General features: G+C 53.5%; 21 protein-coding genes and 3 pseudogenes. 11 read left to right on the top strand and 13 right to left on the bottom strand.

Features of this window, described 5'->3' with window-relative positions:
* Positions 1-27 precede the first annotated feature (27 nt).
* Together ACL2XN_RS01890 and metC are read left to right on the top strand one after the other, a co-directional pair.
* The gene (locus ACL2XN_RS01890) at positions 28-645 is read left to right on the top strand and encodes a cysteine dioxygenase (protein WP_413729999.1); all 618 of its coding nucleotides are present in this window, start codon (positions 28-30) and stop codon (positions 643-645) included.
* Positions 642-1859, top strand: a pseudogene (metC, locus tag ACL2XN_RS01885) (cystathionine beta-lyase). Before ACL2XN_RS01890 ends, metC begins: the two are co-directional and overlap by 4 nt.
* A gap of 29 nt (positions 1860-1888) precedes the next feature.
* On the opposite strand, the gene ACL2XN_RS01880 reads toward metC, so the two are convergent.
* The 7 genes from ACL2XN_RS01880 to ACL2XN_RS01850 form a co-directional block, all read right to left on the bottom strand.
* The gene (locus tag ACL2XN_RS01880; protein ID WP_413729998.1) at positions 1889-3520 is read right to left on the bottom strand and encodes a rhodanese-like domain-containing protein; all 1632 of its coding nucleotides are present in this window, start codon (positions 3518-3520) and stop codon (positions 1889-1891) included.
* A gap of 54 nt (positions 3521-3574) precedes the next feature.
* On the bottom strand, positions 3575-4756 hold the full coding sequence (locus tag ACL2XN_RS01875; RefSeq protein WP_413729997.1) for a mandelate racemase/muconate lactonizing enzyme family protein: 1182 nt from the start codon (positions 4754-4756) through the stop codon (positions 3575-3577).
* 122 nt (positions 4757-4878) lie between these two features.
* The gene (locus ACL2XN_RS01870) at positions 4879-5598 is read right to left on the bottom strand and encodes an amino acid ABC transporter permease (RefSeq protein ID WP_413729996.1); all 720 of its coding nucleotides are present in this window, start codon (positions 5596-5598) and stop codon (positions 4879-4881) included.
* Positions 5599-5647: 49 nt separating this feature from the next.
* Positions 5648-6337: an amino acid ABC transporter permease gene (locus tag ACL2XN_RS01865; protein ID WP_413729995.1), complete on the bottom strand. Its 690-nt coding sequence runs from the start codon at positions 6335-6337 to the stop codon at positions 5648-5650.
* 86 nt (positions 6338-6423) lie between these two features.
* A complete protein-coding gene (locus ACL2XN_RS01860) occupies positions 6424-7260 on the bottom strand; it encodes a transporter substrate-binding domain-containing protein (protein WP_413729994.1) in 837 nt (278 codons plus the stop codon).
* 50 nt (positions 7261-7310) lie between these two features.
* Positions 7311-8063, bottom strand: a complete 753-nt coding sequence (locus tag ACL2XN_RS01855) for an amino acid ABC transporter ATP-binding protein (protein ID WP_413729993.1) — start codon at positions 8061-8063, stop codon at positions 7311-7313.
* A 43-nt stretch (positions 8064-8106) separates the two neighbouring features.
* A complete protein-coding gene (locus ACL2XN_RS01850; protein WP_413729992.1) occupies positions 8107-8655 on the bottom strand; it encodes a peroxiredoxin-like family protein in 549 nt (182 codons plus the stop codon).
* 413 nt (positions 8656-9068) lie between these two features.
* Here ACL2XN_RS01850 and ACL2XN_RS01845 point away from each other — a divergent pair, with 413 nt between their 5' ends.
* Genes ACL2XN_RS01845 through ACL2XN_RS01820 form a run of 6 tightly spaced genes read left to right on the top strand, consistent with a single transcriptional unit; the run spans position 9069 to position 13880 of the window.
* Positions 9069-9740: a DUF1847 domain-containing protein gene (locus tag ACL2XN_RS01845; protein ID WP_413729991.1), complete on the top strand. Its 672-nt coding sequence runs from the start codon at positions 9069-9071 to the stop codon at positions 9738-9740.
* Positions 9737-10582, top strand: a complete 846-nt coding sequence (locus ACL2XN_RS01840; protein WP_413729990.1) for a transporter substrate-binding domain-containing protein — start codon at positions 9737-9739, stop codon at positions 10580-10582. Before ACL2XN_RS01845 ends, ACL2XN_RS01840 begins: the two co-directional genes overlap by 4 nt.
* Before the next feature lie 37 nt (positions 10583-10619).
* Positions 10620-11480: a transporter substrate-binding domain-containing protein gene (locus tag ACL2XN_RS01835; RefSeq protein ID WP_413729988.1), complete on the top strand. Its 861-nt coding sequence runs from the start codon at positions 10620-10622 to the stop codon at positions 11478-11480.
* A gap of 1 nt (position 11481) precedes the next feature.
* On the top strand, positions 11482-12264 hold the full coding sequence (locus ACL2XN_RS01830; RefSeq protein WP_413729986.1) for an amino acid ABC transporter permease: 783 nt from the start codon (positions 11482-11484) through the stop codon (positions 12262-12264).
* Positions 12254-13075 (top strand): amino acid ABC transporter permease, encoded by an 822-nt coding sequence (locus ACL2XN_RS01825; protein ID WP_413729985.1) that lies wholly within the window; start codon positions 12254-12256, stop codon positions 13073-13075. Before ACL2XN_RS01830 ends, ACL2XN_RS01825 begins: the two co-directional genes overlap by 11 nt.
* Complete coding sequence (locus tag ACL2XN_RS01820; RefSeq protein ID WP_413729984.1) at positions 13062-13880, top strand: amino acid ABC transporter ATP-binding protein; 819 nt, start codon at positions 13062-13064, stop codon at positions 13878-13880. The genes ACL2XN_RS01825 and ACL2XN_RS01820 overlap by 14 nt, the downstream gene beginning before the upstream one ends.
* A 384-nt stretch (positions 13881-14264) precedes the next feature.
* On the opposite strand, the pseudogene ACL2XN_RS01815 reads toward ACL2XN_RS01820, so the two are convergent.
* A pseudogene (locus ACL2XN_RS01815) lies at positions 14265-14525 on the bottom strand (hypothetical protein).
* Between the two features lie 471 nt (positions 14526-14996).
* Here ACL2XN_RS01815 and ACL2XN_RS01810 point away from each other — a divergent pair.
* On the top strand, positions 14997-15290 hold the full coding sequence (locus ACL2XN_RS01810) for an SDR family oxidoreductase (protein WP_413729983.1): 294 nt from the start codon (positions 14997-14999) through the stop codon (positions 15288-15290).
* Positions 15291-15682: 392 nt separating this feature from the next.
* Positions 15683-15868 (top strand): annotated as a pseudogene (locus ACL2XN_RS01805) (hypothetical protein); the annotation flags it as partial.
* 76 nt (positions 15869-15944) lie between these two features.
* Here the strand turns inward: ACL2XN_RS01805 and ACL2XN_RS01800 are convergent.
* Positions 15945-17153, bottom strand: coding sequence for an MFS transporter (locus ACL2XN_RS01800; protein WP_413729982.1), 1209 nt, complete (start codon positions 17151-17153; stop codon positions 15945-15947).
* Positions 17154-17416: 263 nt separating this feature from the next.
* Between ACL2XN_RS01800 and ACL2XN_RS01795 the strand changes: the two genes are divergently transcribed.
* Positions 17417-18013: a LysR family transcriptional regulator gene (locus ACL2XN_RS01795; RefSeq protein ID WP_413729981.1), complete on the top strand. Its 597-nt coding sequence runs from the start codon at positions 17417-17419 to the stop codon at positions 18011-18013.
* A gap of 671 nt (positions 18014-18684) precedes the next feature.
* On the opposite strand, the gene ACL2XN_RS01790 is transcribed toward ACL2XN_RS01795, so the two are convergent.
* From ACL2XN_RS01790 to ACL2XN_RS01775, 4 genes are all read right to left on the bottom strand, one after another.
* Entirely contained in the window at positions 18685-19992 is a 1308-nt protein-coding gene (locus ACL2XN_RS01790; protein WP_413729980.1) for an amidase, read from the bottom strand.
* Between the two features lie 214 nt (positions 19993-20206).
* On the bottom strand, positions 20207-21010 hold the full coding sequence (locus ACL2XN_RS01785; RefSeq protein ID WP_413729979.1) for an ABC transporter ATP-binding protein: 804 nt from the start codon (positions 21008-21010) through the stop codon (positions 20207-20209).
* 12 nt (positions 21011-21022) lie between these two features.
* A complete protein-coding gene (locus tag ACL2XN_RS01780) occupies positions 21023-21802 on the bottom strand; it encodes an ABC transporter permease (protein WP_413729978.1) in 780 nt (259 codons plus the stop codon).
* Positions 21795-22835, bottom strand: a complete 1041-nt coding sequence (locus ACL2XN_RS01775; protein WP_413729977.1) for an ABC transporter substrate-binding protein — start codon at positions 22833-22835, stop codon at positions 21795-21797. The genes ACL2XN_RS01780 and ACL2XN_RS01775 overlap by 8 nt, the downstream gene beginning before the upstream one ends.
* Positions 22836-22844: the final 9 nt, after the last annotated feature.

The following is a 22844-nucleotide window of genomic DNA, read 5'->3' as shown; positions in this document are numbered from 1 at the left end:
CTTTCACTCACTCACGGGGGTAGAACCATGACTACGCTGGACATATCGGGCTCGCGCCGCCAGGAAGCGGTAAATGAAACATTGCGGGACATCCGCGGCATTCTCGGCGGGCAGGCGTTATCCCGATCGCTGCTGGAATACGTGACCCGGCGCCTGGAACGACTGGCACAAAATGAAGGCCTGTTCAGCGCGCGCGATTTTCCCGCGCCGGCGGCCGGGGGCGAATCCTCCGCGCGCTACCGTCTCAACGCGGATGACGGGGACAACGACATCGCGCTCTACTTGAACGTGCTATTGCCGGATAAAAACTCGGTGCCGCATAACCATACCACCTGGGCCGCCATCGCCGCCGTCGAAGGACAGGAACTGAACCGTATCTACGAACGCCGGGATGATCGTAGCCGGCCGGACCGCGCCGAGCTGCACTTGCTGCGCGAAATAGTGGTCGAGCCGGGTACGCCCATCGCCTTCCTGCCGGACGATATCCATAGCATTCATGTCACCGGTAATCATACGACTCGGCATTTGCATTTGTACGGACGCCCGCTGGAAACGCTGGTGCGACGGGTGGCGTTCGATCCGGCCACCGGCGCGATCGCCAATTATAACGCTACCCAGATGGCGCCCGACGGGGGCAAGGCATGACCGGAAAACCGCTGCAGCCACAGCCGCCCCTGCGGGCGGAAACGTTATTGATCCATAGCGGCGCGCCCGTGCCGGATCCCGCCGGCGCCGGGCCGGTCAATGTTCCGGTGGTGCGCGCCAGTACGGTGCGTTTCGGATCGGTCGCCACCATGGCCGACTATCATCGCCGGCGCGAGGCGGGGGAACGCGTCGCCAGCTATGGCCGTCACGGACTGGACACCCACCAGACGCTGGAGGAAGCGGTCACCGCGCTTGAGGGCGGCTATCGCGCGTTCCTGACGCCTTCCGGCCTGTCGGCGATATCCCTGCTCTTTATCGCGCTGGCGTCACCGGGCGACCATATCCTGGTGGCGGACGGCGTCTATTCGCCGGTACATCGTATCAACCGGGCGCTGCTGTCGCGGTATGGTATTAAATTGCAATATTTTTCACCGTCCGGGGACGATCTCGCGGCATTAATCCGGCCGAATACCCGGCTGGTTTACCTGGAATCCCCCGGGTCGCTATTATATGAAGTGCTGGATTTACCAGCAATTGTCGCGCTGGCCCGCCGGCGCGGGATTCTGATGGCGACGGATAATACCTGGAGCGGAGGCTATTTTTTTAAACCCCTGGCGCTGGGCGCCAATATTTCGCTACAGGCGGCCACCAAGTATCTGGCGGGACATTCGGACGTGATGCAGGGCGTCGTGGTGGTCGACAGTCCCGAACTGGCGGCGCGAATAGGCGCCGCCTACGACGCGCTGTGATTGACGGTGGGCGCGGACGATGCGTATCTCACGCTGCGCGGTATCCGTACCTTGGCGGTACGCATGCCGCGCCACCAGATCAATGCCACCGAGGTGGCGCAGCATTTGGAACTTCATCCCGGGGTGGCGCGGGTTTTTTATCCCGCCCTGCCGTCGGATCCGGGCCATGCGTTATGGCGACGCGATTTTACCGGTGCCAGCGGGCTGGTTTCATTGGCCGTGCGCCAAACGGCGCCGGACTTTGCCGCGGCGTTCGTGGACGCGCTGACGCTGTTTGCCATCGGCGCCTCCTGGGGCGGCTACGAAAGCCTGGCGACCATCGCCGACTCGTCGGCGCTGCGCAAGCATAGCAGTTGGCAAGGCAACACGGCGCTGATACGCCTGCATATCGGGTTGGAAAACCCGCAGGATTTGACGCGGGATATCGATCGCGCACTGGCTATCGCCGCGGGTGCGGGGGAATAATGGTCCCGGCGCCCGGCGACGATGCGCCATTAGGGCGCCGTGGCGCTGATAACCTGGAATTGCAGCTCGGCGCCCGGACGGCCAAGCTGCTCCACCAAGCCTATTTCCCAGGCGAGATAATCACGAAACAACCTTTCCCGGCGCTCGGGATCGCTGACGTTATAACCGCCATAACGCGCGTCGTCTTCGCCGGTAAGCACGTCTTGCCCGCCTTGCTCCGTGGGTAAGCCGGCCGCGACCCAGGCGTTGGCGCCTCCCAGCAGCGCCGCGGCCGGCAGATTGCGCCGCCGCAGCTCGCCGGCAATCTGCCGGGCCAAAACGCCGTCGCGGGAGGTCAGAATCACCCGCCGCGGCGCGAAGCGCGGCAGCCACTCCAGTAACCGCTGCGGCGCGATAAATTTAGCTCCCGCGCTATGTTGCCTGGCAAAGCTCAGGCTGTTATCGACATCAATCAACACCGCCGATCCGTCGGCCAACAGACTGTCGGCCCGCTGCGGGGTAAGCAGGGCTACCTCCGGCGCGCGGGGATCGCGCCGCACGCGCACCGGCTCGCTGCCCGCTTCCACTATGCTATCCGCGGCGGGCGCATAAAGATAAATGTCATAACCGCCAAGCTGCAGCAGCCAAGCCGCCGTGCCCTGGGCGCGCACGCCGTCCCAATCGGCAATCACGATCCGGGCGCCCCGGGTGGCCAGGAAACCATCGGTGGCCTGAACCAGCTGTCCGCCCGGCGCCCAGCGGAAACCCGGTAGATGCCCCGCCTCATATTCCTCGCGGGTGCGGATATCGAACCGGTATAACGTTCGTTCCGCATCGGCGACGAAATCAGCCAGGCCTGCCGCGTCAATGGTCGCGACGCCCGCCCGCCTCGCCAGGCGCGCGGCCCCCGCGCGCGCCGCGTTGATATGTTGCGCGGTCGGCTCGGGAAGCTCCGTTCGCCGTGCGTGTTCCAGCTGATGGCCGGCGAGCAGCCAGTCCATAGTGCCGTTTTTAAGCGCCACCACCGGATTGGGAATACCGGCGTTAATCAACGTCTGGGCGCCGATAATGCTGCGCGTGCGGCCGGCGCAGTTCACCACCACCAGCGTTTGCGGGTCCGGCGCCAGTTCACGGATACGATAGGCCAGCTCGCCGTTCGGCAGGCTGTGCGCCCCAGGCAGGCTGAAATGATAAAATTCCTCAGGCGTGCGCCCGTCGACCACCACCAGCTTCTCCCCCGCGGCTTGGCGCCGGCGCAGCTCGCCGACATCAATATGCGGGGTTCCCGCTACCGCTTCAACGACCTCGCCCAGCGCCTTGCCGGGCACATTTTCATCGATAAAGACTTCAAATCCCGCCGCACGCCACGCGGACGTGCCGCCATCCAGCACCGCCATATCGCTATAACCCAGATAATGGAGTTTGTCGGCCGCCGCGTCGAGCAGCGAGCCGTCCTCGTCGGTCAATACCACCCGGGTGGTGGAGCGGGGCACCAGGCGATCGATAAGCAGTTCCAGCCGCCAAAGCGGCGCGCACGCCGCCAGCAGCAGATGCCCGTGGGTAAACAAGCCGTATTCGCGCACGTCGAGCAGCGCGATCTCTCCGGCGCGGGACAGTTCATCGCGCAGCTGCGGCGGCGTCAGACGATCGGGACGTATCGGGCGGGTTTGAGACGCAAGCATAGCGGTTTCCTCCTGGTTCGGGAAATAAGATGATCTGTCAGGCCGGCATGGCCCTTACTTAATGGTGATGCGGTCCGCTTTTTGATATGCGGTTTTGGTTAATTCCTGGCCGATACCGGGTAGTTCAGGTACGGCAAAATGTCCGTTAACCGGTTGATAATTATGCTCGCATAACTCAATATAACCGGGGATTAAGGTTTTTTGATGATGTTCATGAATAATAAAATTGGGGATTGCCGCTTCTAAATGCAGCGCGGCGGCGGCGATAACCCCCGAACCCGCGATATGGACCTGCACCGTGCTTTCGTAGATATGCGCCAGTTCGCTGATTTTTTTTACCTCGCTCAGCCCGCCGCTGGTGCCTAAATCAGGCTGGACAACGTCCAATGACCGGTCGGTAAGAAAAGGCAGGAACCCCCAGCGGGAATAAATACGCTCGCCGGAGGCGATGGGGATATTGATTTTTTCTTTGGCCAGTTTATGCAGTTTAGGATTCAGCGGCGTATTAATTTCCTCATAATAAAAAATAGAAAATTCCTCGATGGCCTTAGCCAGCTGGATGCTGCTGGTGATATCGGTACGGGCGTGGTTTTCAATAATGATATCCACGTCGGGACCGACTTCTTCCCTGATAGCCTTTACTCTGTCCCGCGCCAGGCGCAGGGTGGCGTTCGGCAATGGCCCTTCCAGCCTGCCGGCGTTTTTCCCCTGCTGATCAAACATGATTACGTCCACCTTTACCGCATCAAAACCCGCATTTAGCGCGGTTCTGGCGTTGGCGGCATACTCTTCCGGATGTACGGCTGGCACGCGCTGGGATGACCATCCCAATTGTATTTGCGAGGCGTAACTGCGGATTTTATCGCGGGTTTTACCGCCCAACAATTGATATACCGGCACCCCGAGAGCTTTGCCTTTGATATCCCATAAGGCGATATCTATGCCGCTGATGCCGCCAAAAATGACCGCGCCCCCGCCCTGCCCCCAGAAGGTTTCTTTAAATAACGTTTCCCAAATGGCTTCGATATTAAATGGATCTTTGCCAATAATGTGCCTGGCTAAATCCTGAATAATGCCGAACGCCGCCCTGCCCGCCGAACCGTATGCCAGGCCCACTTCCCCCAAACCGTAAATGCCCGCATCGGTATCGATGCGCACCAGCACGGGACGCTGCCCCTTGTGGCCATCGGTGGCAATTTCGTGGATATGCAATACTTCAACTTGCGTAATTTTCATAACAGGGACCTCTAATGTCATAATAGTATTTATCCGCTGGATAACAGGCGGGATTTCAGGGTTTACAATGCCGTATAAAATACCTGTCGCTAAAAAGCATTCGCGGTTACGCTTGATGGAATTCAATGCGCTTTGGCATAATTCAACCTTGTCTTGGCAATAAAATGATTTTCCAATAGCTTGAAAATTTTCTGGATAAAAAGAGTTATGGCCCAAAAAAACATCCCGGCGGCGAGAAAAGCTTCAAAATAGCGGCCGTTGTCATCGGCCAGCAGGCTCGCCTGCCCGTTCATTTCAATAATAGTTGCCCCAAACGCCAGGGTGGTGCTGTGGACCAGGCCGATAAACAAGACGCAGAAATTGGGCAGGCAGAGCACGGCGGACTGGGGGACCACTACCCGGCGTAAAATTTGCCATATCGTCATGCCGACGGAATGGCCGGCTTCGATTTCCCCCCGCCTGATGCCGGCAACACCGCCACGCAGCGACTCCGACAGCGAAGCGGTGACATTAAAGGTCAGCGCAACCACCACCGACACCGCCGGTGAAAAATGGCGGACGCTGAATTCCATGCCCAGCGCATCGGCCAAGGTTTTCAGCAATATCGGCAGGCCAAAAAAGCACAATACGATTTGCAGATAAAGGGGAATTCCCCGCGCCAGGGAAATATAAAAATCAATTACCTTAATCAGAAAACGAAGCCGATAAAACCGGATCACCGTAATCACCACGGCCAGGAGTAATCCCAGCGCAAAAGCGTTGGTTGCCAACATGATATTGACCGGCAGCTTGTAAATAACTTCTTTCATCACCAATAACATAAAATCCAGGTCAAAACGCATTGCTTAACTCCAGGTAATCCACACATCTGATTGACGACGTCTTATACCGCTATTGATAACTCAGCCGCAGCGACCACTTTTCCATCACTTTAAAAAATGAACTCAGGATGAGATAAAAGAGATAATAGATAACCGTTACCGCCAGATAGCTTTCAAAATTATGTCCGGTAGATTGTCCGATAACCTGCGCCTGGCTCATCAGGTCCACGACGCCCACGGAAAAAGCAATCGAGGTACTTTTGATGGCGCGCAAATACGTGTTCGCCAAATTGGGCAAAAGCACCCGCATGGCTTGCGGCATAATAATTTGCCTTAATGCCGTCAAGGTGGTAAGCCCGATGGCAAAGGCTGCCTCAAACTGGCCTTTGCCTACGCTGTTAACCGCGCCGCGGATATACTCGGACACCATAACCGCGTAATGCAAACCAAAGGCCAGAACCACAAAATAAATCCCGTTGGTTCTGGTGAAATCGATACCTAGCGGCAGGAATATTTCCGGCAAGCCAAAATAAAACAGAAACAGCAAGGTGAGCAGCGGCATGCCAAGGACAAATGACACTATTAGCGTTACCAGCCTGGACAATACTGGAAACGGGAAGATTTGCAGTAAGGCGAATAAGACGCCCAGCACCAGACTGGCGGCAATGCAAATAAACAATAAGAAAAGAGTTTCGGGTATAAAGGGGATCAGCCGTGGAAAAGCGGCAAAAACATAATGTATTTCAAATAGCTGTCCCATATAACGGCTCTCTTATCGGTTTATTTGATGCCGATATTGTTTTTGGCTGAAGGATTTATAGGCCGATCATCGAATTATCCCATAGATTATTGCGTCAGGTTTTTTTCCGCCTGCAGGTCGATCCTGGCCGGATAATCTTCGCTTAAAAACTGCCGCGACAGCCGGCTCAGCGTACCGTCCGCCCGTAGTTGAGCAATGACCGCACTGACATCATCCCTTAATTGCTTATCATCCGGCCTGAACCAAAAATATGCGTTTGGATCATTATCCGGCGTGCCTGCCACACCCCCCACCGGCTCGCCAACGTACTTTAATTTATAATTTTTATGGACCGCATTAAACTGCGGCACATTAAATACCGGTGAAATAACGGCATCGACCTGTCCGTCGGCAAGCAACGTCAGCATTTCCGGACTATAGACAATCTCGATATTGGCATTATGGGATTTAATATACTGTTCCATTATGCCCGCCTGGCCTGAGTTTTTATTCTGGGCGATGCGTTTACCTTCTAAATCCGCCAAAGAATGAATCTGGGTATTGGCTTGCGGCACCGTAATTACATAAGGCGTCCAGTTGTGGGCAACGCGGGTGCGGATAGCATTTTTTTCGCGTACTTCATTGCGTCGCAGATTGCCTTGCACCATATCCACCTTATTGGTCAGCAGGCTGGGAAACAGCGAGCGTTGCTCGAGATAACGGATTTCAAATTTATATTGCGGCAGCTCCTTGAAGACACGTTTTAACACTTCCGCTTCCAGGCCGGTGTAATTGCCGTTTTCATCCACATACGCCACCCCCTGGAAGCCATTGCGGGCGCCGACGATAATGTCCCGGGGGGCAGGGGCGGCATTAGCCAACAGAGCGGAAAACGCTATAGCGCATAGCGCTACAGGCGCTATTTTCTTTATGAAATTATTCATTTATTTTACCCTGGCTGTCATCAATATAATGGCTGGCGGCAAAGCCGGCGTCAGATCTCATAGGTAAGCAATGGGGCAGTACGTTTGAGAAATTTTTTGGTGCGCTCCTCTTTCGGCGCATTAAAAATTTCCGCCGGTGGCCCTTGTTCTATAATGTGGCCGTGATCCATTACCAGGATGCGGGTGGCGATCTCCCTGGCGAATTGCATTTCATGGGTCACTACAATCATGGTGACGCCCTGTTTCGCCAGCCTGGCCATAACGAATAATACTTCGCCGACTAACTCTGGATCCAACGCGCTGGTCGGTTCATCAAATAAAATGACATCCGGATTTAACGCCATTGCCCTGGCGATACCGACCCGCTGCTGCTGGCCGCCCGACAGCTTTGACGGATAGCTGTCGTATTTGGCTGACAGGCCCACGCTATCCAGCAGGCTTTTCCCCTGCGCGATGCATTCTTCCCGTCCGCGTCTTTGTACAACAAGCGGACCTTCAATCACATTTTGTAAGGCGGTTTTATTATTAAATAAGTTATAAGATTGAAAGACCATGGCGATTTTACGACGGAACCGCAGGATGTCTTTTTTACCTGAAGACCCGATATCGACCTCCGCATCGCCGATGCGCATCTTTCCAGTGTCAGCGCGCTCAAGAAAATTCAGGCAGCGTAACAGCGTCGTTTTGCCCGACCCGCTGGGGCCAAGAATCACCACCACCTCTCCTTTTTTAATCGCGAAACTGATATTATTTATAACCTTTTGTTTACCAAAATGCTTGGTGATATTATTTACCTGCATCATAATGCTTATCGTACCCCATAAAATAAACCTTCAGCAGGTGCATCTATGCTAATGCATCCCCAATCTTTTTTATCAGGACATTATGCTCGGGGATATCGGAGCTTTCTTTGCCGTAATAAGCATACTCGACAATATGCTCCGGTCCGATAATAAAGGTTGCCGGCAACTGCAGCTCATTGCCTTCATATTTTCCATGGGTAAAACCCAGCGTTTTGGCCGTTTGTACCCTGGCTTGATGTTCCAATGTCCTGCCGTTGTCGGGATCCCGCGATCCAATCCCGTAAGCTTTATATAAGGTCTGTTCCGGGTCCAATACCAGCACGAAGGGGATATCTTCCTGCTTGAGCTCGCTGGTAATGGTTGCGGCGCTGCTTTGCAATACCACATACACTTCCACGCCGGCCTGCTTGAACTTCGGGTAATCCAGAATAAGATTATGTATTTCCAATTGGCAGGTTGTGCAGCCAAAATAACGCAGGAATAACAACAGCGACCGTTGGTTTTTGGTCTCGGTGAAAAAATCTTTTTTACCGTCCCAAGGAGATGCAAACACAAAATTATGTGCCTTCTCGCCGATGCCTATCTGTGTCACATCTTATCCTTATCATTCCGTAGTTAATCATTTTATAGGGTAACTAGTAGGACTTCACCTTTTCATGGACTTTAATACGTGTCAAAGAACAATTTTAAATAATGAAATGCTATTTTCTCAATAGATAATAACGAGAAACCTTAATGTTATTAGATAGCATATTATCACCCGATTGAAATATTTTCTTTTTTTTCGCATCATACAGTTATGCCCCACCGGACTTTATGAGTTGACATCGCTATATTCAGGTTAATTAATTTCACTCATTGTTAAATTTTAGTGGTGATAGAACAATATGTTACCCACGCATGATGCTCATTATTTTCATATCGATATGCGGAAAGATTGGTTGGTTTCGCTGAGAAATTCCTTATATTTAATATAGTGATTCTCTGGGAAAGTAGAAAACCGTTATGGCGAATAAATTTACGTGCACCGAGTGTAACTTTCTTAACTGCCAAACTCGGGATAAAGAATTCCCCAGAAAATGTTTGACCACGTCGGCGGATAATGAAGCCGTTTTGCGTGCAAGCCTGGACTTGTATCACGACGATCCGATGATATCGAGGATAATGCTGGCATCCGCACAGGTTGAAGGTCAATATTACGGCCAATTAACCCGAGTAGAAGAAATTATTGTATTTGCCAAAAAAATCGGCGCTAAAAAAATCGGTGTGGCATCCTGTGCCGGATTAATCAAGGAAAACCGCATCTTTGCCAATATACTGCGCGCCAATGGTTTGGACGTGTTCGGCGTTTTATGTAAAGTGGGTGCGCAAGACAAGTGCGACGTCGGTATTGCCGAGCAGGATAAAATCAAACCAGGCAATTACGAGGCCATGTGCAACCCTGTTATGCAGGCTAAATTATGCAATCTGGAACAAACGGATCTTAATGTTATCAGCGGCCTGTGTGTCGGGCATGATTCATTATTTATCAAGAATTCCGACGCGCCGGTAACTTATCTGATAGTGAAGGATCGTGTCCTGGCCCACAATCCCATCGGTGCTCTAAATACCGGTCATTCGTATTATAAGCGCCTGCTGGATGGTGTGAAATTAAATGAGGAAGATGCAAAAATATGAATAAGGAAATAACCCATCCGGCCAGCACGTGGTTAAAGTTGATGGCGGCTATGACATTGGCGGCATTATTACCTGTTACCGCCAGGGCTGACGCTACCCTGGATAAAATAAAGTCGCGCGGCAACGTGGCGATTGGCGTTTTGGTGAATGGCGGCGATTTTGGCTCAGTGGATCCGCAAACCCGACAGTTGATTGGCTGGAATCCGGAGCTGGCACGCAAACTGGCGAAGGATCTGGGGGTCGGGGTCGAATTGGTGCCGGTGCAAACCGCCACGCGTACGCAATTTTTAATTGCCGGCAAGGTCGACTTGCTGATTGCTTCCATGGAGCTTAATCCGGAGCGAGCGGAAAGTATGGGCTATGCCCCCACGCCTTTTTATCGGGTAGGCGGAACCGCCCTGACGCTGAAAAACAGCGGCATCGCCAAATGGGAGGACCTGCGCGGAAAAACTGTTTGCGTGTCCCAGGGCAGCAGTTTCGCCAGGCCGCTGGAAACGGAATACGGTGCCGTGACCAAGGGCTTCAAGAGTTCCGCCGATTCGCTACTGGCGCTGAAAGGCGGGCAATGCGTGGCGGCCGTTCACGACTCCACATTGCTGCAGCCCCTGGTGCGCAAAGGCGGGGAATGGGCGGACTATCACGCGCCGATTGCCGATGAAATCCTGCCCGCCGATTCGGTGGTATGGACGCGCAAAGGCGAAACGGACACCATTACCGCCGTTGATCGGGTAATTCAGTCCTGGCACCGGACCGGCTGGTTAATCGAAACGGAAAAAAGACTGGGGATTACCCCGCCGCAACCGTTATTACAGGAATTGCACAAAAAATTCCAGGGCAGTTAACTTTTTAACCAAACGAAAATTGGCTTAGTGGGATGTTATGAAAACACTTTTTCCGCTTCACCTGCTGTTGGCGGCCGTTCTGCTGCCGTTTATTTCCCCGGTGGCCAGCGCGGACGCGACGCTGGGTAAAATCAAGGATCGTGGGAAAATAGTGGTGGGGGTGGACGGCGCCAGCCCGCCGTTCGGCTTTCTGGATCCCGCGACCAACCAGACCGGCGGTTTTCAAACCGAGCTTAGCCGCAATATTGCCAACCGCTTGGGAGTCGAGCTGGAGGTGGTGCCGGTTACCGCCTCTACGCGAGTTCAATTCCTGCAGTCCGGCAAAGTCGACCTGCTGATTGCCAATATCCAGTGGACCCAGGAGCGCAGCGAGTCGCTAAGTTATGCCCCTACACCCTATAATCTGGTCGGCGGCGCGGCGCTGGTGCGTAAAGAAAGCGGTATTTCCAAGTGGGAAGATCTTAAAGGCAAAGTGGCCTGTGTCTCCCAGGGCAGTAACTTTGCCAAGCCACTGGAGGAATACGGCGCCATTGTCAAAGGGCTGCGCGGCATTCCCGAATCGCTGCTGGCGCTGAAAGGTGGCACCTGTGTCGCCTCGGTACATATCTCACCGGCCATGCATCAGGTACTGGTGGGCGATAGCGCGGCGGAATGGGCCGATTACCAGATCGCGACGAAAGATCAATTGATCCCTTCCCCTACGGTTATCTGGACCCGGCGCGGAGAAAAAGACACCCGCAACTTTGTGGACAGCGTGATCCGTGACTGGCACAAGACCGGCTTATTAGTGGATTTCGCCCACAAATACGGTGTCCCAGACGAGTATTTTACCGATGCCCACCAAAAAGCCCTGCGCGGAGAATTCGACGCAGCACCGGCTGAACCGGCGGATAAATAATATGGGCGAGACAGCGGTTATCGGCGCAGCGGGGGTGTCTGCGGTGATCCAGTCGTTTCTTGCCTGGCTGGTGGCTTGTTTCAGACCATTGGGCCTGAATTATGCTTTTGTGCTCGATCCCATCGACCGGCAGGCTTTTATCGCCGGTACATGGGTCTCGCTTAAATTATGCCTGTTGACCATTCCGATCAGTTTGCTTATCGGCGTCCTGATCGCGGCGGCCATGACGCGCAAATCCCGCTGGATTGTCGCTCCGGTCAGCGCCTTCGTGGAATTTACCCGCAATACCCCTGCGCTGGTGCAACTTTACTGCGCATTTCTGGTGCTGAATATGCTGATCGGCCAAAAAATAGCGGGCGGCGCCAGCCCCATCACCCCGCTGATGTGGGTGGTGCTGGTGGTGGCGGTTCACAAAGCGGTATTCCATGCTGAAGCCCTGCGCGCCGGCATCGAAGCGGTTTCGCCGATTACCCTGGAAGCGTCGCGTTCACTGGCGTTCACCCCCCGCCAGACCTTCTGGTATGTCCAGTTGCCGCTGGCGGCGCGTTTCGCCCTGCCCTCGCTTATCAATAATCTGGTCGATCTGGTAAAAATGACCGCGATTGCATCGGCTATCGCGGTGGGCGATGTCACCTATGCGTCAATTATGATTTGGTCCCAGCGCGACAACGTACTTGAGCTGCTGTTGCTGATTCTTATCTGGTTCGGATTGTTGACCTGGATGGTCAGCGCCGTCGGTCACTGGCTGGAACATCGCCTGAGGATGCCCGGATATGGACAATGACGTCTCCCTGAAATTGCATGCTGCGAATTCCGGCCGCCGCGAAATTGTCTCGGCGGTCTGTTCCGACCCCTGGTTTATCGCCTTGCTGATGCTGTTGGCGCTGAATCTGTTTTGGCTGCTTAGCGGCACTGCGCCGCCAAGCATCAGGTTGCTATGGCACTGGCTGCCGGCGCTGTTGAGCGGAATGTGGACCAATATTGAAATCAGTATTGTTTCCATGGGGCTTGGCACTGCGGCCGGCCTGATATTCGGCGCGCTGTCTTTGTCGCCTTCGCGGCTGCTGTGCCGCCTGGTGCGGGGATATGTACAGGTATTCCGCAACGCGCCGGTGCTGGTATTGATCTATTTCACCACCTACGTTTTTCCTTTTGAATTTACTTTATTTCACTGGTACCTGCCCTTTCCGGACTGGTTAAAAGTCGTTATCGGGCTGGGATTATCCGCCAGCGCCATCATTGCCGAAATTTTCCGCGGCGCCATACAGTCCATTCCCAGCGCACAGTGGGAGGCTGCGCAGTCGCTGGCCTTCCGGCGCGGGCAAATTTTTCGTTATGTCATACTGCCCCAGTGCGTGCGACGCATGTTGCCGCCCTGGATGAACCTGTATGCCGGCATCACCATGAGCACATCCCTGGCCTCTCTGGTGGGGGTCCACGACCTGGTCGACATGGCCAGCATCGCCAGTAATACCGTAGCGCGAACTAACTTCACCGTTTTGGTCTATTTCACCCTGTTACTGTTCTTTTTCATCTATTGCTACCCTATTGCCCGTTTGACGAGGCTAAAGGAAAAACGACATGCGCGATCCTGATACCCGCTCCTCACTTATACGCAGCGGTGCGGACAAACCTCTGGTGCGGCTTAATAATGTCCATCTTTCATTCGATGATAATGAGGTACTCAAAGGCATCGATGTTTCCGTCCGTAAAGGCCAGTCGGTATCGATCATCGGCCCCTCGGGATCGGGGAAATCGACCATTCTGCGCAGCATTACCGGGCTATTGCGGCCACAAAAGGGCGAGATAGAGGTCTGCGGCATTCCGGTTCATACCCTGCGGTCGGAAAAGGAATTTGTCGAGCTGCGTCAGCGTGTAGGTTTTGTTTTTCAACAGTACAACCTGTTTCCTCACCTGAGCGTACTGGAGAATCTGGTGATCTCCCCCATCAAAGTGCTGGGCGTATCGCGCCAGGAAGCGACGGAACGGGCGTTCGGGCTATTGCGCAAAGTCCATATGGAGCATAAGGAGACCGCCTATCCGGGGGAACTCTCCGGCGGCCAGCAGCAGCGGGTGGCGATTGCCCGTGCGCTCGCCATGCAGCCTGAACTGATTTTATTCGACGAAGTGACCTCCGCGCTCGACCCGGAAATGGTCGGAGAAGTTCTGAACGTGATCCGCAATCTGGTCCGGGACGGCATAACCTGCGTGCTGGTGACGCACGAAATGCGGTTTGCCGAGGAGGTCAGCGATATCCTCTATTTTACCGAAGCGGGGCACATCATCGAATCCGGCAATCCCGAACGGATTTTCAGGCAGCCTCGTAACGAACGTACCCGGATTTTCCTGCGGCGCGCCCTGGGTGAAACATCGGGGTCGCGGGCGGCGGCGAACATGTGACCTAATAGGGCGAACACAACCGGCTTGAGATTAATAGGGGTGATATCCCTAACGCGCAGGGCGCGCTAATTTCAGCGGTCCTTCGATCATATCCAGCACACCGTGTGCGGCGGGAAATGCTTCGGCAAGGGATGCCATGCGGGGTTTAACAGCATCAAGATAACGCTAACCTGCCTGGGTCTGGTTCAGTTTGCGGGTGGTGCGGTGGAACTAGCAGATCCCTAAGTTTTTTTCCTACTGCAAACGCACCGCTACGGATGCAGAACGGTTTCCCTGACGCTTATGCCGGCCTGGCGCAGAGTGTTTTCGCCGAATGGTCGCAATCGTCGGGCGCTGGACGTGGCGGAAGCCGTATGGGGGGCAGCAAACGACCCTGCATATCATTTAAAAGTGGTATGGCAAGGCATAAAGATAAGACGCTTCAGGTATGGTCTGATGAAATACGGTATCAAAAAACGACAATATTTTTATAGGCCAATGGCGAAAAAAATCGCGACGCCGCCTTGATGCCGTGCAAAACCTCATCATTTATTACCCAGATTGGGTAAACTGTTCCCCATCGTGCACGATGCGGTGGCCAATGGCTCTCGATTGGTCAGAAAGCGCACGCTGCGGCGACAGGATAGTCTCGACGATGAACAGCAATGCTTCACTGGGAGCGCTGCCTGAGCTCAATGCCGCTTCCTATTTTTCCCCCGCGATTTTCCGTTGGTTCCGGGGGTCAGGAAGATGAAAATTCGCAGCTAAGCCCGAAGGGTGTTCCCGACTGCTGTCAGCATCAATAATGGCGAATTCTAATGAAAAGCTGCCGCAGTTTAAAACCGGTACTCGTTGGATAGACAGAACCTCACCTGCTTCTCCGTAGAATAATTGACAGCTTCTTATAGCCGGCAATATCGGAGAATGCCTTCATTGAGGCATGTCGTATCCCGACATCATGCACAGCCTCGCTGATGACAGCGATAAAAAGACCTTAAGTTACCCTGAGCGATATGCTTTACGATTAGCATCACCGGTATTCTCAAGATGTTTAAGTATCGCTTCCCCGCTGGCTAGCGTCCGCAGCTTATACCGCGTACCGCGAGCTGGGAGGGAAAGAGATAACAAAGGATAACCGTGAATGGGATAGCTCCGGGACTAATCGCGGACACAAGATTTTTCTGTGACCCACTTCCGCCAGAGCGGATGCGCAGCATTGCCGAAGAAACTTCATTAGGTCGTGCTGGAGAACCTGATGAAATTGCAGCAACAGTTTCGTATCTGGCTTCTTACGAAGCCACTTTCATCACTGGGGTAACAATAGCGGTAAATAGAGGGCTGAGTCCTGTTGCTCAATTCTGGGGATTTAAAAGCGTCGTTTTGATCTTCCAGAATGCAGGTTCGCCTCATTGCCCCCATGGTCTCGACTGAACTTACTGAACTTAAGTGACGTACGGAACTCACGAAGAAGCTGTACTGACTCATGCTCCTTATGGTAATCGCTCTGCTGAGAGATGAGGGCAAGGAGATTATCTGCTCCTTTATCAGCCTTCTGGAGCCAGTCAACAAATTCATGGTGGCACAACTCGTAGAAAGACGATAAGCCTTGACCCCATCCAACAGTTTGCGGGCCGGCTTTTCGAGATCGTCCAACCGGAGTACATATTCCCGTTTTTACTTCCTAACTTAGGCGCTGCAGTATGACCACTCAGGCAAAAAAAATCAGATTTAGCGATTTCCACGAATGTGTCGCGCATTGGGTTCGGGGACTTTATCGACAGTATAGAGACGTCATACGGAATAGGCGTCTCGGGCTCGGAAATATCGAGGAAACGCACACCAATGGGCCTCGTCGCGGTGAGGAGGCATGGCCTAACCGGTATTGCAAATACGGCATCAGCCACCGCGAACTGCAGGGGATGCTGGCCAATCACGGTGTCTACGTAGATCACACCACGATTTACCTCTGGGTTCAGCGCTATGCGTCTGAGCCTGAAAAACGGCTGCGTTAGTACTGTCGAAATCCCTCTGACCTTAGGTTGTTTTTCAGAAACTTGGTATTTGTAATGTGCGAATATGAAGCATCTATGGCATGCGTGGTGTGCGGAATTCGGTTGCGAAGACGCCCAATATGACCACTACCATAGTGGTTCCTACGAGGGAGGTAGCCAACCAGCCACCGAGATAATAGGTAGCTGATCCCAATGCTGATCCCATTGCACCGCAAAGGAATATGACAGTCATGTATGCTGCGTTCAGGCGACCGCGCGCCTCTGAATCGAGGCTCTGGATGGTGCGCTGGCCGAACACCTGATTCGCCTGCGTTGACGCATCGAGTATAATCGCGGCGACCACCAGAATCAGCAGTGATCCTGCAGCTTGTCCCCACCCACTGATGAGCAGCGCAATGGCGGCGCACAACAATACCAGCCCAGTACCGGATCTTGAACCGCCACGATCGGCCACCATGCCAGCCAGCGGTGTCGAAAGCGCGCCGGCCGCTCCCGCCAGCGCGAAGGCGGAAATACCCATCTGTCCCATGCCAAAGCGGACATGCAGCATCAGCGGACCGGCGGTCCAGAACATGTTGAAAACCGCGAACAGCGTACCCTGATAGGCTGCGCGGCGCTGCAGAGGACGCGACGTGGTTAGAAGGCCTAGCATGGATCGGAGCGTTGCAACATAGCCTCGGCTGGGTCGGGGCCGCCATCGTGGCAAGGCCCGAGCCAAAAGTAATAACGTGCCGAGCATCACGACGGCTGAAAAGATAAATATTGCTCTCCATCCCCAATGGGCCGTAAGAAAACTTGCTAATGGGCGGGACAGCATGATGCCCACCACCAAACCGCCCATTATGTTGCCAATGACCTGGCCGCGCTTCGTCGCCGGCGAAAGTTGCACGGCAAGTGGAACCAGGATCTGGCTGCCCACGGTGCACATGCCAAGCGCAAGGGATGTGATGAGGAGGCCAGGAGCACTGCTGCTGGCCACGCCGAAAAGGCTAAGTATAGTGCCGGTTGTAGTGATCAAAACGAGCCGGCGGTTTTCCACCAGATCGGCCACACAGACTAGAAAGAAGAGCCCGATCCCGTAACCGAGTTGAGTCGTGGTGACAATCAGCCCGGCCAGGCTCGCGGGCAACTGTAGGCTGGCTGCGATGGGCCCCGCAATCGATTGAGAGTAATAAACATTAGCCGTTGTGGCACCGCAGGCAAGGGCGAATAGTAAGACCGTGGCTTTTGATAGCTGCTTTGTCTGCACGGCGGCAGGTAGCAGGTTAGGTCGAGTCGTCATTATCTGCTTATTTGCCTCCCACTACGACTGAAAACGTACTATCAGTGAAGTCCATAGAGTTGTTCCCGAGAGGCTCACCGAAGTTCGACGGCACAATTGCCCCATGCATGCGTGGTAACTACGCGCGCGTCTGAGGATGCATTACCGCCCTTCCCATCACAGCAAACAGTATAAACCTTGCGGAATATATTGATAATTGGTTAAATAACGAAAATATATTTCAGGAATTCCGAAGAACATTAGCGAACCTGCAGCTTTACCTGATGATTATTGAAAAGGGCGGCCTGTCGGCGGCGGGCCGGGAATTCGGACTTTCGCCAGCTTCAGTTTCAGAGCGCCTTGCCATATTGGAGTCATACTACGGTGCGACCTTGCTCACACGAACGACCCGTTCTTTCAGTCTTACCGATGAAGGAAGAGTCCTAGCCGAAGGCGCACGGCGTCTGCTCGCCGAGGCGGAGGAACTGGAGAGCCGAATCAAATCAGGGACGCAAAAACTATCAGGCCACGTTAGACTGACCGCGCCCGTCGATCTGGGACAGACTCGTATCGTGCCCATTCTCGACCGCTTTCTCGAAGAACATCCCCATGTCACCATCGACCTCAGTTTGACCGACAGCTTCGTGGATCTGGTGAGCCAGGGAATTGATTTCGCAGTCCGATACGGCACATTTGCCGACAACACGCTGATAGCCCGCCCCATTGGCGAGAATCGGCGTTTGATCTGCGGAGCGCCAGATTATTTGCAGCGTAAGGGCATCCCCCCTATGTCAGTTGTCGCCTTATTTTTCATGGGGTTTATCGTTTGGTGGACTTCCAACGATCTTTCAGTCCGCAACTGCTCAAGTCTCAGGAAATGATGCCGAACTCGCTACGGCAATGTTGACAACAATCTACAACATCGGAATTTTTGGCGGCAGCGCAATTGGAGGTTTTCTTATCAGCGTATTTGGAGTCGACAGTCTTGCGGTGTTCTCACTGCTTGCGGTACTTGGTGCGCTGATCGTAGTGTGGAAAGGCGCCCGCCACGCCTTTCCCAGGTAATCAAGATGCCATATCACGCTTTTTTATGTGAACCTTGCGCAAGCTATCTATCAATTGTATGCCTTTTCAGCCAATAACGTAGCCAATTTATTGTCGGTTAGGTATTGATACCCGGCTACGTCAACACATCCCAATGTATAATGTTATCAACAACGCTATGCTGCAGAGGTTGACGCAAGCTGACAGCTATCTGAGGATTGTTCAACAGCAGGCGGCGCTATTGGTGCAACAGCGTATCCTGCATCCTGGCTATTAAAAAATGCTCTCGTGCAAGGATAATGCCACCGCTCAATTGTAGGGGGCCTTTATGCGCTGTACTTACTGCATTCGCGACAAAGGAGAACTAAAACCCCGTGGGATAATGAGCGGGCCGGCGATGTCCACCCCACTCGCCGCTTACCCGCCTTGTATCCGCATAACATGATTTGGCCATGCGAGCGGCTTTTAGCCGCTGGACGTACGGCATCGGTAATGCCAATCCACTTGGTTATGAACCCGGCCGGCTAAAAGGTGAAATTTTTTGCCAGGGCGCAGCATTCTCATACTGCGCGGCGGTATCTATCAACCGCCGTTCGTTCCCCTGGGGGGCCACCAGTTGGATACCGGTCGGCAGCCCGTCGGCATGTTCCGGCGCAGGCAGGGCTATCGCGGGACAACCGGCAAGACTGACCGCGGCGGTAAACATCCCCACCGCCCCAGCAACGGCGGGACGGCCGCCGATAACAGCCGGATTGGCGGCGGCGCAGTCCCAGCCGGCGGTAGGGGTTACCGGAGTCATGATCAGATCATAGCGGTTGAATATATCCCTGAAAGCCCAGCGCAGCGCAGTAACGGCATCCAGGCCTTCCACATATTGGCCCGCTGTGATTTGCCGCCCTTTCTCCGCCATGGTCATTACCGCGTCGCTCACCTTGCTTCGCCAATCCTGTTGCCCTGACATCACCCTGGCGATGCCGGCATTTACTAAGGTGGAATAGAGGCGATAAGCCTCGTCCGGATTCCATAAGGGCCTGACTTCATGGACAGTATGGCCCAGCGTGCGCAACACCTGTTTGGCCAACGTGGCTGCGGTCAGCACACTCTTATCGATATACCAGCCGGCGCGGCTGTCCGTTACGACATCGAAACAGGCGATATTAAGTCCCCTGCTAGAGGTCGCCAATCCGATAGTATCGCTGAGTACCGACATTACGGTGTTAAGATCCGCGACATTGCGGGTTAGCGTGCCAATCACCTGGAGATCGTTGGCCAACGGCGGAAAACCGTGTCGCCGTTCCACTGTTCCGATTGACGGCTTAAACCCGACGATACCAGTATGGGCTGCCGGCTTCCTGATCGACCCGCCAGCATCAGTGCCGATAGCGAAGGTACACATGCCCGAGGCAACGGCAGCCGCCGCTCCGCCGCTGGAACCGCCGGGGGTTTTTGTTGTATCCCAGGGATTTTTGGTGATGCCGAACAAACGGTTACCGGTATATCCCGCCATCGCCAATTCCGGAGTGTTGGTTTTACCGACAAAAACGCAGCCCGCCGCGATTAACCGTTCGATGGCAATATCGCTGCGCGGCGCGATAAAATCCCTGAATAATTCACTCCCCCACGTGGCCTTGAGGCCGCCAAAATAAAGATTGTCCTTTACCGTAAAAGGAACGCCGTCTAATTGGCTTAACGGTCGGCCTGATTGCCAGCGCAGAGAAGACGCCCTGGCAGCGCGCCAGGATAGTCCGGTATCCTGAGTGACAATAGCATTAAGAATGGGATTGATGTGTGAAATTCTTTTCTCAATAGCCGCCAAAGTATCTTCCGGCGTAAAAAGACCCTGTTGATATCCGCCAGCCAACTGACAAGCATCAAGCTCCCATAATCTATTTTTATCCACGGGCAGACATTCCCCATTGTAGCAATATATATTGATTATTTAAATAAATACTCCAAAGCCGCCGCCTACACATCGGCTAGAAAAATAATATCCCCGGCCAGACTCGGGTTAACTCAATAATCATCGTAAACTATGCATCAGCATTTTTAGCTGCTTCATGTTTTATCAGCTTTCTGAGTTCTGCCGCTAATGCCACAAAGTCCTGACTCAACGGGTTGCCGGAATCAATAAGATTAACGTCTATCACTTTTTTGATATGGCCAGGTTGGGTTCCCATCACCACGATCTTATCCGCTAAAAAAATAGCTTCTGAAATACTGTGGGTGACAAAAATCACCGTCTTGCGTTCTTGTTGCCAGATCCGCTTCATCTCTTCCTGCAACGACTCGCGGGTTTGCGCATCCAACGCCCCGAATGGTTCGTCCATTAATAATACTGTCGGGTTATTCGCCAGCGCGCGGGCGATGGCCACCCGTTGCTTCATGCCACCCGATAAGTCCCGGGGCAGGCGGTCCTGGTACGGTAGCAACCCCACTCTTTCCAGCACCGTTAGCGCAATGTCTCTTTGTTGCAACCGGGAGTGCCCTTTCAACATGGGACCAAACGCAACGTTTTCCATCACTGTTCGCCAGGGAAATAATGCATATTCCTGAAAGACCACCCCCCGATCGGGCCCTGGACCGGTAACCCGCGTGCCATCTACCCAAATTTCACCGCTGGTTGGCGTGATAAACCCGGCAATCATATTTAATAACGTAGATTTACCGCAGCCTGATGGCCCCAACAGACAGGTAAAGCTGTTTTGTTTTAATTCCAAATCCACCCGATCAAGCGCGAGATGATCTGCATATTTTTTAGTGACGCCTTTAATAAAAATCCTGTGATGGTTTTCCGCATCATCCGGTACACTAATAGTGTCTTGTAGGCTAAGCATTTAAAATCCTTGTTAGTCTCTCCAACCCAGCAGCCTGGTCTCAATCATGGTTAGGAATAAATTGACCATATAGCCAAAAAAACCAATGATTGCAGCCCCAAGCAGCATTTGAGAGACGGAAAAATAGGTTCTGGCGTTATTGATGTAATAACCCAGCCCGGAGTCGGCGCCAAGAAATTCCGCCGCGACAATAACAAAGAAAGACAAAGAAAGCCCAAGCTTCAGGCCGGTGAAGATGAATGGTGTTGCTGCCGGTAATACCACATAGCGAAACATCTGCTTTTTATTGGCGCCTAAGCTTGCACCTGCCCGCAACAACAATTTATCCACATGTTTAACGCCATCTACCGAGGCGGTGAATATGGGAAAAAAAGCTGAATAGGCAATAAATGTCACCTTCGACAGCTCGCCGATGCCAAACCACAGCACCAGCATCGGTAAGAATGCCAGTGGAGGTATCGGGCGCAATATTTCAAACAAGGGTTCGATAAAGAAGCCAGCCGATTTGCTCATACACACCAGCAGTGAGAGCCCAATACCGGCGAACGCCGCAATAACAAAGCCAGCAAGGATGCGGAACAGACTGGCCCCAATATCCACCTGAAGCTCACCGGAACGGATCGAGTCGACAGCGGCATCGATAACGTCCATCGGTGAAGGCAGCAGCAGTGGATTGACAAAGTTCAGACCGGCTTTATTCGCCCAGGTTACCGCTATCCAAATCAATAAAAAAACGCAAACGGCAATCCCGGTCCTGAGCAGATGTGATCGATGAGCGTGGGCGTTATGCATGGCTTGGGCCCCAGTGCACTCTGATGGGATCCACACCACCCAGAGGCATGGGATCGATGGCCTTCGCCATGTCCGGCAATGAGGAAACCCGTTTATTGGCCAGCGCCCACTGTGCGGTTGATCTAAAGGTATCCGCCAATTCATCGGATAGCGAGAGTTTATAAACGCTGTTGTCGACCATCACCCTCAGCGGACCGGCAGGTACCTTCAGCACGCTCTCAAGGGCGGCCAACGATTCTTCTTTATGGGAATAAAAATAGTTTTCGGCATTAATCAATGCCCTCAGCAGCGACGCCGTGGTGCGGGGATACTGCTTTACCCAGTCCTGACGCGCAATAAGAGTCGAATGCTGATATAATAGCTTGTCGCGTTCTGATAATTTTGTCGGCGGCTGTGTAAAATAGAGGGTATTGCCCGTTGCATAGAGCGTGCCGTTTAATTGCTGTAATCGATATAAGAAGGGTTGCCAAGACAATAGCATATCAACGTCTCCGCGACTGGCCGCGACTACGCCTTCGCTCGGTTCCATATTCATCATCCGGATTTTCCTGACGTCAAAATGATACTTTTCAGCCAGATGAGATAAAATTAATGGGTTATTCGCGCCTTCGGTGAAAGCGCATCGTTTGCCCTCAAGCACAGACGGTGACTCCGGATGAAAACCTGGCGCCAATACCAGCCCTTGTCCACCGGATATATCAGCGAAGGCGCAGAGTATTTTTGCCGGTATGTTACGGGAGGCCAAAATAATCTGGCTAAGCGGATTGCCGACGCCGATGGGAAATCCGCCGCCCATAATGGTCAGCATGTCGCCACTAGACTGTTGCCAGCGGATAGTGACATCAATGCCCTGAGCCTGAAATAATTTAAAATAATCAGCCAAGGCCAATTGCATGCCTAATTGCGGATCCCGCACTCCCAATAATTCAAATTCAGTCAATTCATTTTTACCGCTTATCTCGGCGCTATTCGCCGTTTTTACGAGTAACGGCGAAACGGCGATGGCACTAAGAAAGGTTCTTCTGGTCAACATGTGTGTTTC

This window comes from Sodalis sp. RH22 (assembly GCF_047324165.1).
Classification (GTDB): Bacteria; Pseudomonadota; Gammaproteobacteria; order Enterobacterales; family Enterobacteriaceae; genus Acerihabitans.
The sequence above is the reverse complement of the archived record's forward strand: the minus strand, read 5'-3'. Positions and strand labels throughout refer to the sequence as shown.

What these genes read in the sequence shown, in the direction of transcription:
- ACL2XN_RS01890 (WP_413729999.1), top strand. Translation starts at nt 28, where the DNA reads ATGACTACGCTGGACATATCGGGCTCGCGCCGCCAGGAAGCGGTAAAT.
- ACL2XN_RS01880 (WP_413729998.1), bottom strand. Translation starts at nt 3,520, where the DNA reads ATGCTTGCGTCTCAAACCCGCCCGATACGTCCCGATCGTCTGACGCCG.
- ACL2XN_RS01875 (WP_413729997.1), bottom strand. Translation starts at nt 4,756, where the DNA reads ATGAAAATTACGCAAGTTGAAGTATTGCATATCCACGAAATTGCCACC.
- ACL2XN_RS01870 (WP_413729996.1), bottom strand. Translation starts at nt 5,598, where the DNA reads ATGCGTTTTGACCTGGATTTTATGTTATTGGTGATGAAAGAAGTTATT.
- ACL2XN_RS01865 (WP_413729995.1), bottom strand. Translation starts at nt 6,337, where the DNA reads ATGGGACAGCTATTTGAAATACATTATGTTTTTGCCGCTTTTCCACGG.
- ACL2XN_RS01860 (WP_413729994.1), bottom strand. Translation starts at nt 7,260, where the DNA reads ATGAATAATTTCATAAAGAAAATAGCGCCTGTAGCGCTATGCGCTATA.
- ACL2XN_RS01855 (WP_413729993.1), bottom strand. Translation starts at nt 8,063, where the DNA reads ATGATGCAGGTAAATAATATCACCAAGCATTTTGGTAAACAAAAGGTT.
- ACL2XN_RS01845 (WP_413729991.1), top strand. Translation starts at nt 9,069, where the DNA reads ATGGCGAATAAATTTACGTGCACCGAGTGTAACTTTCTTAACTGCCAA.
- ACL2XN_RS01840 (WP_413729990.1), top strand. Translation starts at nt 9,737, where the DNA reads ATGAATAAGGAAATAACCCATCCGGCCAGCACGTGGTTAAAGTTGATG.
- ACL2XN_RS01835 (WP_413729988.1), top strand. Translation starts at nt 10,620, where the DNA reads ATGAAAACACTTTTTCCGCTTCACCTGCTGTTGGCGGCCGTTCTGCTG.
- ACL2XN_RS01830 (WP_413729986.1), top strand. Translation starts at nt 11,482, where the DNA reads ATGGGCGAGACAGCGGTTATCGGCGCAGCGGGGGTGTCTGCGGTGATC.
- ACL2XN_RS01825 (WP_413729985.1), top strand. Translation starts at nt 12,254, where the DNA reads ATGGACAATGACGTCTCCCTGAAATTGCATGCTGCGAATTCCGGCCGC.
- ACL2XN_RS01820 (WP_413729984.1), top strand. Translation starts at nt 13,062, where the DNA reads ATGCGCGATCCTGATACCCGCTCCTCACTTATACGCAGCGGTGCGGAC.
- ACL2XN_RS01800 (WP_413729982.1), bottom strand. Translation starts at nt 17,153, where the DNA reads ATGACGACTCGACCTAACCTGCTACCTGCCGCCGTGCAGACAAAGCAG.
- ACL2XN_RS01795 (WP_413729981.1), top strand. Translation starts at nt 17,417, where the DNA reads ATGATTATTGAAAAGGGCGGCCTGTCGGCGGCGGGCCGGGAATTCGGA.
- ACL2XN_RS01785 (WP_413729979.1), bottom strand. Translation starts at nt 21,010, where the DNA reads ATGCTTAGCCTACAAGACACTATTAGTGTACCGGATGATGCGGAAAAC.
- ACL2XN_RS01780 (WP_413729978.1), bottom strand. Translation starts at nt 21,802, where the DNA reads ATGCATAACGCCCACGCTCATCGATCACATCTGCTCAGGACCGGGATT.
- ACL2XN_RS01775 (WP_413729977.1), bottom strand. Translation starts at nt 22,835, where the DNA reads ATGTTGACCAGAAGAACCTTTCTTAGTGCCATCGCCGTTTCGCCGTTA.